The following is a 15,596-nucleotide window of genomic DNA, read 5'->3' on the forward strand; positions in this document are numbered from 1 at the left end:
CTGATTTTGCACCAACCGGCGTAAAAATAAGGCGCGGCGCATTTGCAAAAACCTGCATTTGGTCTAACCCCAATACATGACCACTGCACCCCTTGGCCCGACTTCGAATTCCAGCGCGGTGGCGGCCGCGCGCACCATTCTGACGCGTCTGCACGAAGTGATGGCGTCACGCAGTCATGCACAGGCCAAATTGAACACCGTGGTCGAAGTGATCGGCGAAAGCCTGCACAGCGAGGTCTGCTCGATCTATCTGCTGCGCGAAGGGATGCTCGAACTTTTCGCGACGCGCGGCCTGGCGCAGGAAGCCGTCCACGTCACCCGCATGGCGATTGGCGAAGGTCTTGTCGGCACCATCGCCTCGCGCGCGGAAACGCTCAATCTGGCCGAGGCGACCGCGCACCCCGACTTTTCATACCGCCCCGAAACGGGCGAGGACAAGTTCCACTCCTTTGCCGGCGTTCCGATTGTGCGCCGCGAACGTTGTGTCGGCGTGGTCTGTGTCCAGCATGTCGATCCGCGCCGCTATGAAGAGGTCGAGATCGAGGCGTTACAAACCGTCGCCATGGTCCTGTCCGAACTGATCGCCAATGCTGATCTGGTGGACGAGGAAGAGGCCGCCGGCCTTGCCGCAGCCTTGACCGGGCCGGAGCAGATGCGCGGGCTTACTCTGGTCAAGGGGTTGGCCAGCGGGGTGGCCGTCTATCACCAGCCGCGCATCAACATCGAACATATCGTCGCCGAAGATACCGAGGCCGAGCGTCAGCGCGTTTACCTCGCCTTTGACAAGATGCGCGAACAGATCGACCGCATGGCGTCGCAGGCCGAGTTCGGCAGCGGGGGCGAGCATGATGAGGTGCTCGATACCTATAAGATGTTCGCCTATGACGAAGGCTGGAGCCGCCGCATCAACGAGGCGATCGATTCTGGCCTGACCGCCGAAGCCGCGATCGAGCGCGTGCAGCAGCGCACCCGTATGCGCATGCGCCAGATCGACGACCCGCTGCTGGCCGACCGGATGCACGATCTGGAGGATCTCTCCAACCGCTTGCTGCGCATCGTGTCGGGCCAATTGGGCACGGCGGCCAGCATGGGCCTGCGTCAGGACGCCATCCTGATTGCGCGCAACCTTGGCCCTGCCGAACTGCTCGAATATGACAAGCGCCGTCTCAAGGGCGTGGTGCTGGAGGAAGGCTCGTTGACCGCGCATGTGGTGATCGTGGCGCGGGCGATGGGCATTCCGGTGCTGGGCCGGGTCAAATCTTTGCGTGGTAAAGTGCGCGAAGGCGACCAGATCCTGCTCGACGCGGATCAGGCGCTGGCCTTTGCGCGGCCCACCCGCGACATGGCGATCGCCTTTGACGAACGCTATGCCAAGAATCGCGAAAAGCAGGCCAAATATGCCGCGCTGCGCGATGTCGTGCCGATCACGCTGGATGGCGAACGCATCGCGGTCAACATCAATGCGGGCCTGCGCGAGGATATGCCCAACCTGCAACTGACGGGCGCGGATGGCGTGGGCCTTTACCGCACCGAGTTTCAGTTCCTGGTTTCCGCGACCCTGCCCAACCGCGAGCGCCAGACGCGGCTCTATCGCGAAGTGCTGGAATCGGCGGCGGGCAAGCCGGTGGTGTTCCGCACGGTTGATATCGGCGGGGACAAGAGCCTGCCCTATCTGCGTCATGACGAGGATGGGGAGGAAGAGAACCCGGCAATGGGCTGGCGCGCGCTGCGCCTCGCGCTCGAACGCGACAGCCTGCTCAAGGTTCAGGCCCGCGCCTTGCTCGAGGCTTCGGCGGGGCGCGTGCTACAGGTCATGTTCCCGATGATTTCCGAACCATGGGAATTTGACGCCGCCAAGGCCGTGTTCGAGGGACAGCTCGCCCATTTGCGCAAGCTGGGCAAGACGCTGCCCGAAGCGGTCAAATATGGCGCGATGCTTGAAGTGCCTGCGCTGGCCGAGGTGCTGGATATTTTGCTGCCCAAACTGTCGTTCCTGTCGATCGGCACGAATGACCTGACGCAGTTCCTCTTTGCCGCCGACCGTTCGAACCCCAAACTGGCCGAGCGATATGACTGGCTCAGCCCTGCGATCCTGCGCTTCCTTCGCCGCATCGTGGCCCAGGGGCACGCGCACAACGTGCCCATGACCGTTTGCGGCGAAATGGGCGGGCGGCAACTGGAGGCGCTGGCTTTGCTGGGCGTGGGTATCCGCCGTTTGTCGATCACGCCTGCGGGCGTGGCGCCGATCAAGGATATGGTGCGCCGGGTCAATTTGTCAGAGATTCAAACCGCCATGGCAGGCTGGCTGGCCCAGCCGCCCGCCAACCTGCGTGAGGAAATGACCGCTTGGGCGGCCCAGCGAGGGCTGATCGGCGATTGATGGAATCGGGCGTCGGCTTGGCAAGACTGCGTAATCGGGCGCAATATGCCTGTTAACCGACGCACAAGGCCGCCAAGCCTGTTGACTTTCCAAAGCTTCCAGCGTTCTGTCCGGCGCGGGACGCATAGGATATCACGATTGTCATGAGTGCAGACGAGTCAGATTTCACCACCCCAACCAGCAGCTTGCCCATGACGGCGGGACAGCGGTTGGCGGCCGCCCGTAACGCGGCCGGGCTGAGCCTGGCGGAACTGTCTGCGCGGACCAAAATCAGCGAACGCCATCTGGGCGCGCTGGAGTCGGGTGATTTCGCGGCCCTGCCGGGGCGCACCTATGTTTTCGGCTTTACCCGCACCTTTGCCAAGAGCGTCGGGCTGGACCCGGCGGAATTGGCCGCCGCGATGGGGCGCGATTATTCGCGCGCGGCGCCCGAACCTGATCTGTCGGCCTCGGTGGCCTTTGCGCCGGGCGATCCGGCGCGCGTGCCGTCGTCGCGCTTTGCGTGGATGGCGGGTTTTGTGCTGCTGGTGGCGGCGGTCGCTGGCTTCATCTGGTGGCAGAACAATTCGACGCCCACCGACAACCTGCCCTCGCTGATCCCCGATGAAGTGCCCAGCGCCGTGCCGAGCGAGGCCGCCTCGGCCGCCGCCAGCGCCGCGCCCAGCGAAGCCGCATCCGCCGCGCCCACCGGCCCGGTCGTCCTGACCGCGCAGATGGACAAGCTGTGGATCAAGGTGTCCGACGCCAATGGCAAGCAGTTGATCCAGAAGCAGCTGGCCATGGGGGAAACCTACACCCTGCCCGAAGATGCCGCCCAGCCGCGCGTGTGGACCGGCCGCCCGGACAAGCTGGCCATCACCATCGGCGGTCAGGAAGTGCCTCCGATCAGCAAGGTGCCCGAAATCGTCAAGAATGTGCCGATTTCCGCCGCCGCCCTGCTGGCCCGCGGCAAGGTGGAGGCGAGTGCAACGCCCGCCGCAACCCCGGCGGCCAGCCCGATTCCCGGCGCGACCGCCACGCCTGTCGCCGCAACGCCGCGCCCGGTTCGCCGCTATCCCCGCCCGCGCCCCTCTGCCAATGCCGAGGCCGCGCCCGTGGCCGCAACCACGCCATCCACCGTTACGCCCTGACCCCCTCTCGACATCAGGGGGCTGCTTGCGGCACTGTGCGAACGGGGCATGGAACAACCGATGATCTAGGCCGCCTGTGATCGGGCGCGCCATGGGAGTTGAAGAAAGATGATGTACAAGCAGCGGATCAGGCTGGCCGGCGTTGCGCTGGCGGCGTTGCTCTGGACCGGCAGCGCCATTCCGGCGCAGGCGCAGGAAGGCACCGTGGGCGAAATCCGCATCCGCAAGCTGGAGGCCGAAGTACGGGCGCTTCAGCGGCAGGTGTTCCCCGGCGGCGATACCAAGCTGTTTGGACAGCAGGCCGCCAACACGCCGGTAAACCCGGCCCCCGGCCCCGCCGAAGCGACCGGCCCGGTGGCCCCGGCGGCCAATACGGCGCTGACCGACATTCTGGCCCGGCTTTCGGCGGTGGAGGCGCAGAACGCCCGCCTGACCGCGCAGGTCGAGGAATTGTCGAACCATGTGCGTCAATTGGACGCCGCCCGCGCGGCCGCCAATGCGCCGGTGGAACAGGCCCCGGCCACCAATGCGCCCGAACCGGCGCCGCCTGTGGCCTCTGAACCCGCGCCCGCGCCGCGCCCGGCGGCAACACGCCCGGCGCCGACCCCGGCACCTGCCGCCGCTCCGGCCAGCCGGGTTGCGGCGGTCAAGGCGATTGCCAAGCCTTCAACGGGTGACGCGGGCGAGGATGAATATTCCTATGGCTATAAGCTGTGGGAAGCCAAATTCTATCCCGAGGCGCAGCAGCAGCTGAAGCTCTATCTGGACCAGTATCCCAAGCACAAGCGCGTGAGCTATGCGCGCAACCTGCTGGGCCGCGCCTATCTGGACGATGGCAAGCCGCGTGAAGCAGCGCCCTGGTTCCTTCAGAACTATCAGGCCGACAAGAAGGGCGCCCGTGCGTCTGACAGCCTGCTCTATCTGTCGGCTGCGATGATTGAGCTGAAGGATATCAACCGCGCCTGTATCGCTCTGGGCGAATTTGCCGATGGTTATCCCGCCGATGCGGGGGGGCGTTTGAAATCGGCCTATGACGGCATTCGTGCCAAGGTAAAGTGCAACTGATCGCGGATCGTTTCGCAAAAGATCTGGCGCAAGTCTGGCCCGAGGGCACGCGTGACCCCCACTTGAAACTGGGGATCGCGGTGTCCGGCGGGCCGGACTCGCTGGGGCTTTTGCTCTTGGCGGCGGCGGCACGGCCCGGTGGGGTTTTGGCCGCGACGGTCGACCATGGTTTGCGCGTGGAAAGCGCGGGTGAGGCGGCGCAGGTGGCCGCGATCTGTCGCGATCTGAACGTGCCGCATCAAACGCTTTCCGTCACGGTTGAACCCGGCAATGTCCAGTCCGAGGCCCGCGCCGCCCGCTATGCCGCTCTGTCCGGCTGGATGGAGCGGGAGGGGATTGCCGCGCTGGCCACGGCGCATCATGCCGACGATCAGGCCGAAACGCTGGTGATGCGCCTTAACCGGGCCAGCGGTGTGGCGGGCCTTGCCGGGGTGCGTGAACGCGGCTGGGTGCCGGGGGGCGAACATTTGCTGATCCGGCCTGTTCTGGGCTGGCGGCGGGCCGATCTGGCGGCTGTGGTGGCGCAGGCGGGGCGGAGCGCGGCCGATGATCCGTCGAACCGCAACACTGCCTTTGACCGTGTTCGCGTGCGTCAGGCCTTGGCGGGGGCGGATTGGATCGACGTTGGCGCGTGGGCGCGCAGTGCGGAAAATCTGGCCGATGCGGATGCTGCGCTCGATTGGGCGGCGGATCGTGAATATGGCGCGCGGGTGGCGCGCGAAGGGCTGGGCGTCAACTATCGCCCCGCCGCCCCGCGCGCGATTGCCATGCGCGTCATCGCCCGGATTGTCGAAGAGATCGACGGCAGCCCTCCACGCGGGACCACGGTGGCACGGGCGTTTGAAAGCCTTCTGGCGCGGCAACCGGTGTCGATCGGCGATGTCATTGTCCGCCCCGGACCCGGCGTGTGGAGCTTTATGAAAGCCCCCAAACGCCGCGCTTAATCAACAAGCGAGTCCCCAAGCCCGACCTGTTTGCCCCGCGTGATATAGACCTTGTCGCCGATATGGACCTCGCCAAACACCTTTTTCGCGAATTCCAGCGGGACGCCGATACAGCCATGGCTGGCAAAACCGTTGCGGACATTGGTGGCGTGGATCGTGATGCCGTCATTGGTCAGACGCATCATATAAGGCATGGGCGCGTCATACAGGTTCGAGACGTGGTTCCTGTCCTTCTGGCTGATCGGAAACACGCCGGTGGGTGTCGGCTTTTCCTGCGTGCCCAAAAGGACGGCGGTGGCGCCGATTTCAAACCCGTTGCGGAATACCGACAGCACCCGCGCCTCCAGATCGACGGTGATGACCAAGGCGCCGGGGGGCACGCCATCCTCGTCCCAGATCCATTGGCCATATTTGATCGGCCCGGAAATGGGCAGGATGCGCCGGATGACAAAGCGGCGGTCGGTGGGTGATGGGGTTGATGCGGGCATGACGCCGCCGCCCTTGCCGGGGCTGCGCATGCCGATGGTGGTGGCGGGCGTGTCAAAGCTGACCCCGCTGGCCGAGGCATAGGGATCGGGCAGGCCGGGCAATTGATGCGCCAGATGGGGCCGCGCCGCGATGACGACATCACGGGGCAAATGGGCGGTGCCGCGGCGTTCATCCGCCTCGATCAGCGCCAATCCGGCCAGAACGGCCAGACCCAGCCCCCCCACCACGATCAGCGCACGCGGCGCCCCATAGGGATCGCGCATAGGTTCAGGATGGGCGCCGACAGGCATGGGGACAGACTCACGAGCAAGGTTAAACGCTATGGTTAAAAATGCGTTACCTTGGCCGTGAATGCTAGGGGGGTGAGTGCCCCTGTGTCAGGATGGGACAGGCAGCAAACCCGCCCCATCCTGTTCAGAGATCAGCCGTGGGCGCCAAATTCATTGGCAATCGCCGTGCCGATGCGCAGGGCAAGGCCATAGGCGCGCTCGATCGGTTCGATATAGTCGCGGCGGATGACGCCATAACCATGGGCGGCGTCATCGGGGTAATCGGCCGGTTCATCCACCCGGAAATCGTCCAGGCTGGGGAAGCTGGTCGGGAAGGCGCGGCGCAGTTGCGCCAGAGCATCGTCGATGCGCAGCGTGAACACCATTTCCAGCACGTCTTCACGCGCAATGTCATTGGCGCGGCTGAATTGCGGCACCATCACCACGCGCAGGAACATATGCTGGAACAGCGCCAGACGCAGCGCCTGAAGCACGCCAATCATCCGGCGGGTATGTTCGCGGTCGGGCAAAGGCGCCTCGTCCGGGATCAGCGCCAGAAGGCGGTGTAATTTCAGCGCATCAACCCGCAGGCGCGTCGACAGGCGGCGGAACACGCCCGCCCGGTCATCGCCCGTCAGATATTCGGCCAGCGCAAGGCAGCCCTCGGAAATATGATCCTCATGCCCGCGATAGGGGCGGCTGGCCCAATAGGCGCTGTTGAACAGTTCGCCAAAGGCGGTCAGCGTCTTGATGCTGGCCAAAGCATTGGCGGCGCGGACAAGCCGCACGATCTGACGCCCGCGTGCCGAGGAGCGCAGCAGGTTGGCCAGTTCCTCGTAATTGCCCTCGGCCGCGCTGCCCGCCCCGGCGATGATGTTCACCGGATAGCCCAGCTGTTGCAGTACCGCATTATGCGGGATTGCGCGGATTTGGCGCAGCGACATGGTGCGGTCGGAGGAAACGTCGCTCTGGCGGCGGCTCTTGCGGCTGCCGGTGTCGTTGAGCAGGCCAAGCCCGAAAGCGGTCAGCGCACGGCTGTAGGTGCTGCTCGACAGGTGCTGCTGCTGGACCCGGCGGATCGCGCGATAGAAGTCGAGGGACAGGTCCGTGCGGCGATAGAACGGGTCGGTCGGCGCATAGGGATCGGTTTCGGCAGGGGCCAGTTCGATAAAGCGCGTGAGCGTGGCCAGCGCCAGTTCCTCGCTGCCGAAAAAGAGATAGCCGTCGCCGCCCTGAAAGCTGACTTCGGGTTCAAGCCGGATGCCCGCCCGCACGAAACGGCGGCGTGCCCATGGCGACAAAGGCCATGCCAGACGGTCCGCCATGCTGGCGGGATGAGCGCCGCGGCCCATGCTTTCGCCGTGTGTGTTAAAGATCAGCGCGGAAACATCCGACAACTGGTTGGCGGTCATCGCCTCGGCCAGGCGCCCCTGAAGGCGTTCGATGGCGAGAGCCGCAGGGATTTGCCCCACAAAGCGCCCGGCATCGGAAAAGCCGGTCTGGATCGACACACGGCCACGTCCGCGCGCATAGGCCCGGTACGCCGGTTCGGCCAGCAGCGCATCAAGGAAGCGCCCACCATGCTCCAGCGCGGTTTCGGTCTCGAACAAAGGCGAGACATCCACCTTGTCCTCAATCCCGAACAGCTTGGCGAAATAGAGCGCGGCCAGCATCGTGGTGGGCTGTTCGCATTCGGCCACCAGCATGCGGATCGGCGTGTCCGCGTCCACATGGTGCAGGATCTGCGCCATGGTCAGGAACAGGCGGATCGCGGTGCTGTTTTCAATTGCCAGCGCGGCAAAATTGGTGCGCAAAACCTTGGCCGTGGCCAGCAGCTCGCGCATCTTGACCAAGGCGGCCTGGCTGGCCAGATCGAGGCGGCCATCAGGATCGATGCGGCGGCGGATGGCGTTTTGCAACTGGCTGGAATTCACGCGGAAATGCACCCAGCCCATGCCCAGCCCATCGGCCTGCATTGCGGCCACGGTGGTCAGCAGCACTTCGGCCACATCATCATCGGCGGTGGCGGCCATTGCCTCCAACTCGGCAATGATGCCCGACAGGCTGGTCATCTTGGCCGGATGATCGGCGGTCAGCGTGTTGGCGGCCTCGGACAGGGTCGCCGGGTCTTTCATGTCGCGCCCGAACAACGCGGCCATTTCCTCGGCCCGCTCGGCCCCGGCCAGCAGGCGCGTGGCGATGTCGGGCGCGGCCTCGGCCAGATCGGCGGCATAGGCCGACAGGCGCTGCGCCTTTTCCATCAGGCGATAGCGGATGCAGGTGTTCCAGCCGATGTCGGTCCGCCCGTCCATGTCGTAACCGACCCACGAGGCAAAGCGGATCGGCATCGGGCGCAACGCCCGCCATTGCTGGGGCCAACGGGCGCGGGCGGTGTTGAACAGCGTCTGGGTGATCTTCGCCCTTGCGCTATGCCCGCGCGCAATGGCGGCCAGCGCAGCGTCATGTTCGGTGTCCAGCGTGATCGTGTCGCGCGTGGCATTGGCGGCGCAGGTGGCCGGGCCGAAATCGCCCGCGCTGGCCGCCTGGGCGACGGTGCCGGTCTGGGCCTTGTTCAACAGGAAAGTGGGGTGGGCGGTAAAGACGATATGCGCCGCCGGACGGCCCCAGCGCGTGGCGAAACTGGCAAAATCGCCGGTTTCGGCGTGACCTTTGACGCGGGCGATATTGGCTTCCGGTTCGACCGGTTCGATCAAGCGGTGCAGGCGGCGCGCGCGGGCCTGAAGCCCTTCGCATTCCAGTTCGGCCACCATCGCCTCAACCTTGTCCAGGCTGAGTTCGCCATTTTCAATCTGGCGCGACAGTTCAAGCGAGAGCTGAAACACCGGATTGAACAGCGGCGTTTCTTCGGTGGTGGCGTGCAGATCCTGCAAACGTTGCGAAAGGGCGGCAATCTCGCTCATCTTTACTCGACACTCCCTGTAAGGCGTCTGTCCCGGCCTTTGCCGCCACTCCCTTTTATGGTTTGCCCATGACTATGCCATGATTGGCGGGCAGGGGAAGGGGGCTGCAAAAAGGCGCAGACGAATTTGGTTTGATTATGGGCAATGGGGAAATGTCTGCCCGCGCCGATGGCTTGCGCGGGCAGGGTATCATATTCAGGCTTTAAGCGCCGCAGCCGCGCTGGCCGCCGCCGTAATCGCGGCGGCATCGGCGCCCTTGGACACCATCCAGCTGCCGCCTACGCACAGCACTTGCGGCAGGGCCAGATAGTTGGGCGCCGTGGCCAGCGTAATGCCGCCGGTGGGGCAGAAACGCGCCGAACCGAACGGACCGGCAATGGCCTTCAGAGCGCTGACGCCGCCGCTGGCTTCGGCGGGGAAGAACTTGAAGCGGTTGAGGCCCAGATCCATGCCCAGCATGATGTCGGCAGCGTTGGCCGTGCCGGGAAGGAAGGGGATGCCCGCGGCAACCGCGGCTTCGCCCAGACGCGGGGTCAGGCCCGGCGAAACGATGAATTCGGACCCTGCGTCAATGGCCGCGGCCAGATCATCGGGGTTCAACACCGTGCCCGCGCCGACAATCGCGCCGGGAACCTGCTTCATCGCGCGGATCGCGTCCAGAGCGCAGGGCGTGCGCAGCGTGACTTCCAGAACCTTGAGGCCACCGGCCACCAACGCTTCGGCAAGCGGCACCGCATCGTCCAGATTGTCGATCACCAGCACCGGGATGACCGGCGCGGTGCGCATGATGGCATCGATCTTGGCGGAGGCGGGGGTAGGGGCATCGCTCATCATGCATGTTCCTTTTGAAAGGCGGCGGCCGCGCCAAGCAGGCCCGGCTGGGGATGGGTAATCAGCTTGACCGGCAGGCTGGCCATCAGGCTTTCAAAGCGGCCCTTGGCGCGGAATCTTTCGGCAAAGCCGGAGGAGAGGATCGTGTCCTTGATGCGCAGGCCAAGTCCGCCCGCGATCACGACCGAGGAACCGCCCTGCGCCAGCGCCAAATCGCCCGCCGCCGAACCCAGCGACAGACAGAAACGGTCAATCGCGGCCGCCATCAGCGTGTCTTCGCCTGCGGCGCCCTTGGTCCAGATGGTGCGGTCGTCGGTATGCACGATGGGCCGCTGTTCCAGCGCGGCCAGCGTTTCGTAAATATCGACAATCGCCGGGCCCGACACCACACGCTCCACCGAAACGCGGCGGTGACGCTGGCGCAGGCGGGCCAGAATGGCGTCCTCCACCGCGTCAAGCGGCGGAAAGTCGAGATGGCCGCCTTCGGTTGCCTGAACGTGATAGAAGCCGTTGCCGTCGCGCCAGACATGCGCCACGCCAAGCCCGGTGCCCGGACCCACAATGGTGATCGTCCCGCTGGCAGGCAGGGGGACGTCAGGGCCGGTCAGATGCTGGAAATGCTCTTCGTCTGCACGCGCCACTGCATGACCCACTGCGCCAAAGTCATTGACGATGGTGACCTTGTCCACGCCCAGCCGTTCGGGCAACTGGTCCGGGCGGATAACCCACGGGTTGTTGGTGAAACGGATCAGTTCACCGCCCACCGGCCCCGCCACCGCCAGAGCCACCGCACGCGGCAGAACGCGGCCCGAAATCTGGGCGAAATGTTCCCATGCCGTTTCGAAACTGGCATGTTCGATGGTTTTCAGCGTGGCCGGTTCGCCCAGTGTGATCGCGCCATCATCGCCGATCGTGGCGATGGTAAAGCGCGCGTGGGTGCCACCAATATCTACCGAAACTAATTCCATAATCCCCTCCGTCGCCAAGCCTTTAGCGTTAAAGGCCGGCGAGCGCCAGCATGGCCGATCCACCCTTTTCGGCACCATCGGCTCCGGCGCGGAACATCGCGAACAATTCGCGGCCCACACCCATGGCCGCAGGCGGCGCGGCGGCAGGCGTGCGGCCCGAAAGGTCCGCCTTGATTTCCAGCGTGCCGCTTTCCGCGCAGACGCGAATGACATCGCCATTCTGCACATAGGCCAGCGGGCCCGACTGACCCGACGCATCGGCCAGAGCTTCGGGTGTGACGTGGATGGCGGCGGGCACCTTGCCGCTCGCGCCCGACATGCGGCCGTCGGTGACCAGCGCCACCTTGAAGCCCTTGTCCTGAAGCACGCCGAGCGGCGGGGTCAGCTTGTGCAATTCGGGCATGCCATTGGCGCGCGGCCCCTGGAAACGCACGACGACAACACAGTCGCGCTCCAGTTCGCCCGCCTTAAACGCGGCCTGCACTTCTTCCTGGCTGTTGAACACCAGCGCGGGGGCCTCGATGGTCCAGCGTTCCTTTTCCACCGACGAGGACTTGAACGTCGCACGGCCCAGATTGCCCTGAACCAGACGCATCCCGCCATCGGGCTGGAAAGGCTCCGCCACGGTGGACAGCATCGCCGGATCATGGCTGACGGTGGGCGCGGGGCGGAAGGCCAGCGCATCGCCGTCCAGATAAGGCTCGGTGGCGTAGGCGGCGAAACCGCCCTCGGCCACGGTCAGGATGTCGCCATGGCACAGGCCAGCGCCCAGCAATTCGCCAATGACATAGCCCATGCCGCCCGCGGCGTGGAAATGGTTCACATCGCCCGATCCGTTGGGATAGACGCGCGCGATCAGCGGAACGACGCTGGAGAGTTCATCCAGATCCGCCCAGTCGATCAGCACGCCCGCCGCCCGCGCCATCGCGGGCAGGTGGATGGCGTGATTGGTGCTGCCCCCGGTGGCCAGCAGGCCGATGCAGGCGTTCAGGATCGCCTTTTCATCGACCACTTCGCCCATCGGGCGCGGATCGGCGCCCTTGCGGCTGATTTGCGTCAGGCGATGGACGGCGGCGCGGGTCAACTGGCTGCGCAGCGGGGTGTTGGGCGGCACAAAGCTGGAGCCGGGCAATTGCAGGCCCATCATTTCCATCATCATCTGATTGGAATTGGCCGTGCCATAAAAGGTGCAGGTGCCCGGCGAGTGGTAGGACCCCATCTCGCTCTTCAGCAATTCCTCACGGCCAACCTTGCCCTCGGCGTAAAGCTGGCGGGTCTTCTGCTTGTCCTTGTTGGCGATGCCGCTGGGCATCGGGCCGGATGGGATAAAGATCGAGGGCAGATGGCCAAAGCGCAGCGCGCCGATCACCAGACCCGGCACGATCTTGTCACAGATGCCCAGAAGAGCGGTGCTGTCAAACACCGCATGCGAAAGCGAAACGGCGGTCGAAAGCGCAATCGTGTCGCGGGAAAAGAGCGACAGCTCCATCCCGTCCATGCCCTGCGTCACGCCGTCGCACATGGCCGGAACGCCGCCCGCGACCTGCGCGGTGGCGCCCACTTCGCGGGCATAGATCTTCATCGCATCGGGGAAACGCGCATAGGGCTGATGCGCGGAAAGCATGTCATTATAGGCCGTGACGATGCCGATGTTCTGGGCACGGGTGAAGGCCAGCGTCTTCTGGTCCTCGACCGCGCCGGCATAGGCATGGGCAAGGTTGGAACAGCCATAGGCCGAACGGTCCCCATGGCGGTCGGTTTCGCGCGCCATCAGGTCGAGATAGGCGCTGCGGGTCGCCTTGGATCGCTCGATTACGCGCTGCGTCACGCGGGCGATAGTGGGGTGCAGTTCAGCCATCAGCTTTATCCTATCGATTATTCGTGCCAGGCCACGCCATCCTTGGCGGCAAGAGCGATGGCCGCCGTCGGCCCCCAGCTGCCTGCGCCATAGGGATTGGGCGTGATGCCATTGTCGGTCCACACCTTGCGGACGCCGTCGATCCATGCCCATTGCGCCTCCACCTCGTCACGGCGGACGAAGAGCGTCTGGTCGCCCTCGATCAGGTCGAGCAGCAGGCGTTCATAGGCAATGCGCTTGGTCGGCCCGGCAAAGGCGTCTTCCATGCGGATGTCGAGCGGCACCTCGCGCAGGCGCACGCCGCCGCGATCCAGACCCGGCACCTTGGCATTCATGGTGAAGGTGATGTTTTCCTCCGGCTGAATGCCGATGATCAGCCGGTTGGGCTGGGTGATCGCGCCGCGCTGGGCAAACATCGAATGGGGCACGGGGCGGAACTGGACGACGATTTCGGTCGTGCGCTTGGGCAAACGCTTGCCGGTGCGCAGATAGAAAGGCACGCCTTTCCAGCGCCAGTTGTCGATATGCGCCTTGATCGCAACAAAGGTTTCGGTGGCCGAAGGCTTTTCCAGTTCGTCGGCATAACCAGGCACCGATGCGCCATTGATCGCGCCCGCGCGGTACTGGCCGGTCACGGTATCGCCCGCTGCCACGCTGCGCAGGCTGCGCAGAACCTTGGTCTTTTCACCGCGAATGGCGGCCGGATCGAAACGGCTGGGCGGCTCCATCGCGACAAGGGCGAGGAGTTGCAGCATATGGTTCTGCACCATATCGCGCAGCGCGCCCGCGCCGTCGTAAAAGCCCACGCGCCCTTCGAGGCCCACGGTTTCGGCCACGGTGATCTGGACATGCTCGATATAGTGCGAATTCCAGATCGGCTCGAACAGAATATTGGCAAAGCGCAGCGCCAAAAGGTTCTGGACCGTTTCCTTGCCCAGATAGTGGTCGATGCGGAAAATGCGGTCTTCGGGAAAGGCCGAGGCCACCGCGTCATTGATATGACGGCTGGTGTCCAGATCCGTGCCCAGCGGCTTTTCAAGGCCGATGCGGCTGGTGGCGTCGGCCAGACCGCTGGCCTGAAGCCCCGCGATGGTGGGTTCAAAAAGGCCCGGCGCGGTCGAGAGGAAGATCGCCAGACCATCCTGACGCGGCCCGACCTTGGCGGCCAGATCGGCAAATTGCGCGGTCTGGTTGGCGTCCAGCGACTGATAGGTCAGGCGCTGAAGAAAGCTGGGGATCGCGTCCTTGCGGTATTCCGGCAGGAACTTGTTCAGCGCATCGGCGGCGAAATTGCGAAAACCATCGTCATCCAGGTCCGAACGGGCCGTGCCGATGATGTTGAGCTTTTCCGGAACCAGAGCATCGGCATGCAGCGCGCACAGCGACGGCAGCAACATACGCTGCGAAAGATCGCCGGTGGCGCCAAACAGCAGCAGCTTGTCGGCGGTAAAGCTCATCGATGGAGTCCCCTCGGGTGTCACGTCTGTCACGGCCTTCTCCTTGGGTTGGAGCATTCCGCGCCATGGTTCTTCAGGCTCCCTTATGGGTGGCCCGTTTGCCCGGGTGATCTAGCGCGATGATGGGGTTTGCGCCAGTTCGCCGCCCGGAAATGGCGCGGAATTCCTAGGGTTTGAATACGAATTTGCGCTATGAATAGGTTTTCGCCCCCGCCCATGCAAGGGCGAGGCGCGCGCCATCCCCGGCTCTCACCCTTTGCGGCGGACGGGAATCGGGATGTTGCAGATATCGGCGCTGCCGGGGGCATAGATGATGAAATCATCATGTCGGTTGACGCGCGCGTTCACATATTCGCGGAATGATGCGCTGGCGGTGGAGAGATATTCAAAGCGCGGCTGTTGGGCGGGCGGCAATTCATTGCCCAGCCGGATCGACAGGATCGGCGTGTTTTTGGTCTTGTCATTATACATGCCATTGCCCGGCGCGCGGGGGAGCGAGGAGAGATGCTCGATCCCCTCGATCACTCGGCCCACCACGGCGATGTTGCGGTCAAGCTGGCGCGGGGGCGTGCCGATCACGGCATAGAGTTCGGCGCCCATGCCGGTGTCGGGCGAATTGTTGCGGCCAACACCCACCGAGCCATAGCAATGGGTCGGCCAGACGTGATTATCGTCAAAGCCAAAGGGAAAGCCCATGTCGATCCCGGTGCGCGGCGCATAGGCATCACGCCCCGGATTGATGAATTCGGGCGCCGCAAAGGCGCGTTTAAGATATTCGGATTCGGGGACCTTTGCCAAACCCGGCGGCAGGGGTTTGGCCTGCGGCGTATCCTCATCGGGATCGCCAAATTGCGCCACCCAATTGTCCTGTACCCGATAGACCGCGCCATTGTCCCACCAATGGGCGGCGGCCAACTTGCGCATATTGCCGATCCACCCCTGCGAGAAAGGCGGCGGCAGAAGCTGGATGATAACCCGTCGCGCCTTGCCCGCCGCATCGGGCGAGAGTGTCATGACCAGCACATCGCCCGGATCAATCGCGGTCCAGTCGCTGGCCGGGGCGGCCTTGATGATATCGGCGCTTGGCCGGGTATGGGGACGCGTTTTCGGGCGAACGGCGTTGTCTGGCGCGGCGATTGCGCCAGTTATCCCCAGCGAAAGGCCAAGGGAAAAGAATGTCAGGGCGGATAAAACAAGCTTTTTGCGCATCAATGCAATCTGCCTGCGCGCCCTCTCTTGCGCAAGCCGCGTTTCGTCGCTAGGGGCCTGCCTTCCAGAGCAATG

The 15,596-nt window shown here is 64.6% G+C and carries 11 protein-coding genes; 4 read left to right on the forward strand and 7 right to left on the reverse strand.

Annotation, left to right across the window (positions count from 1 at the left end):
• Positions 1 to 76 precede the first annotated feature (76 nt).
• The 4 genes from ptsP (at position 77) to tilS (ending at position 5,519) form a co-directional block, all read left to right on the forward strand.
• Positions 77 to 2,380: a phosphoenolpyruvate--protein phosphotransferase gene (gene ptsP, locus AC2S2E_RS06305; protein WP_476101091.1), complete on the forward strand. Its 2,304-nt coding sequence runs from the start codon at positions 77 to 79 to the stop codon at positions 2,378 to 2,380.
• Between the two features lie 143 nt (positions 2,381 to 2,523).
• Positions 2,524 to 3,510: a helix-turn-helix domain-containing protein gene (locus tag AC2S2E_RS06310; RefSeq protein ID WP_486524142.1), complete on the forward strand. Its 987-nt coding sequence runs from the start codon at positions 2,524 to 2,526 to the stop codon at positions 3,508 to 3,510.
• 108 nt (positions 3,511 to 3,618) lie between these two features.
• A complete protein-coding gene (locus tag AC2S2E_RS06315) occupies positions 3,619 to 4,575 on the forward strand; it encodes a tetratricopeptide repeat protein (protein ID WP_486524144.1) in 957 nt (318 codons plus the stop codon).
• Positions 4,566 to 5,519, forward strand: coding sequence for a tRNA lysidine(34) synthetase TilS (gene tilS, locus AC2S2E_RS06320; protein WP_486524145.1), 954 nt, complete (start codon positions 4,566 to 4,568; stop codon positions 5,517 to 5,519). The genes AC2S2E_RS06315 and tilS overlap by 10 nt, the downstream gene beginning before the upstream one ends.
• On the opposite strand, the gene AC2S2E_RS06325 is transcribed toward tilS, so the two are convergent.
• The 7 genes from AC2S2E_RS06325 to AC2S2E_RS06355 form a co-directional block, all read right to left on the reverse strand.
• A complete protein-coding gene (locus tag AC2S2E_RS06325; RefSeq protein ID WP_486524146.1) occupies positions 5,516 to 6,298 on the reverse strand; it encodes a L,D-transpeptidase family protein in 783 nt (260 codons plus the stop codon). The two genes, tilS and AC2S2E_RS06325, sit on opposite strands and share 4 nt — an antisense overlap.
• Positions 6,299 to 6,429: 131 nt before the next feature.
• Entirely contained in the window at positions 6,430 to 9,198 is a 2,769-nt protein-coding gene (locus tag AC2S2E_RS06330) for a phosphoenolpyruvate carboxylase (protein ID WP_486524147.1), read from the reverse strand.
• A gap of 195 nt (positions 9,199 to 9,393) precedes the next feature.
• Entirely contained in the window at positions 9,394 to 10,032 is a 639-nt protein-coding gene (locus tag AC2S2E_RS06335; protein WP_486524148.1) for a bifunctional 4-hydroxy-2-oxoglutarate aldolase/2-dehydro-3-deoxy-phosphogluconate aldolase, read from the reverse strand.
• The gene (locus AC2S2E_RS06340; protein WP_486524149.1) at positions 10,029 to 10,997 is read right to left on the reverse strand and encodes a glucokinase; all 969 of its coding nucleotides are present in this window, start codon (positions 10,995 to 10,997) and stop codon (positions 10,029 to 10,031) included. Before AC2S2E_RS06340 ends, AC2S2E_RS06335 begins: the two co-directional genes overlap by 4 nt.
• A 28-nt stretch (positions 10,998 to 11,025) precedes the next feature.
• Complete coding sequence (edd, locus tag AC2S2E_RS06345; RefSeq protein ID WP_486524150.1) at positions 11,026 to 12,855, reverse strand: phosphogluconate dehydratase; 1,830 nt, start codon at positions 12,853 to 12,855, stop codon at positions 11,026 to 11,028.
• Between the two features lie 17 nt (positions 12,856 to 12,872).
• Entirely contained in the window at positions 12,873 to 14,312 is a 1,440-nt protein-coding gene (gene zwf / locus AC2S2E_RS06350) for a glucose-6-phosphate dehydrogenase (RefSeq protein ID WP_486524561.1), read from the reverse strand.
• Positions 14,313 to 14,561: 249 nt separating this feature from the next.
• Positions 14,562 to 15,521 (reverse strand): peptidylprolyl isomerase, encoded by a 960-nt coding sequence (locus AC2S2E_RS06355; RefSeq protein WP_486524151.1) that lies wholly within the window; start codon positions 15,519 to 15,521, stop codon positions 14,562 to 14,564.
• Positions 15,522 to 15,596 lie beyond the last annotated feature (75 nt).

The organism is Novosphingobium sp. 550D (assembly GCF_057401885.1).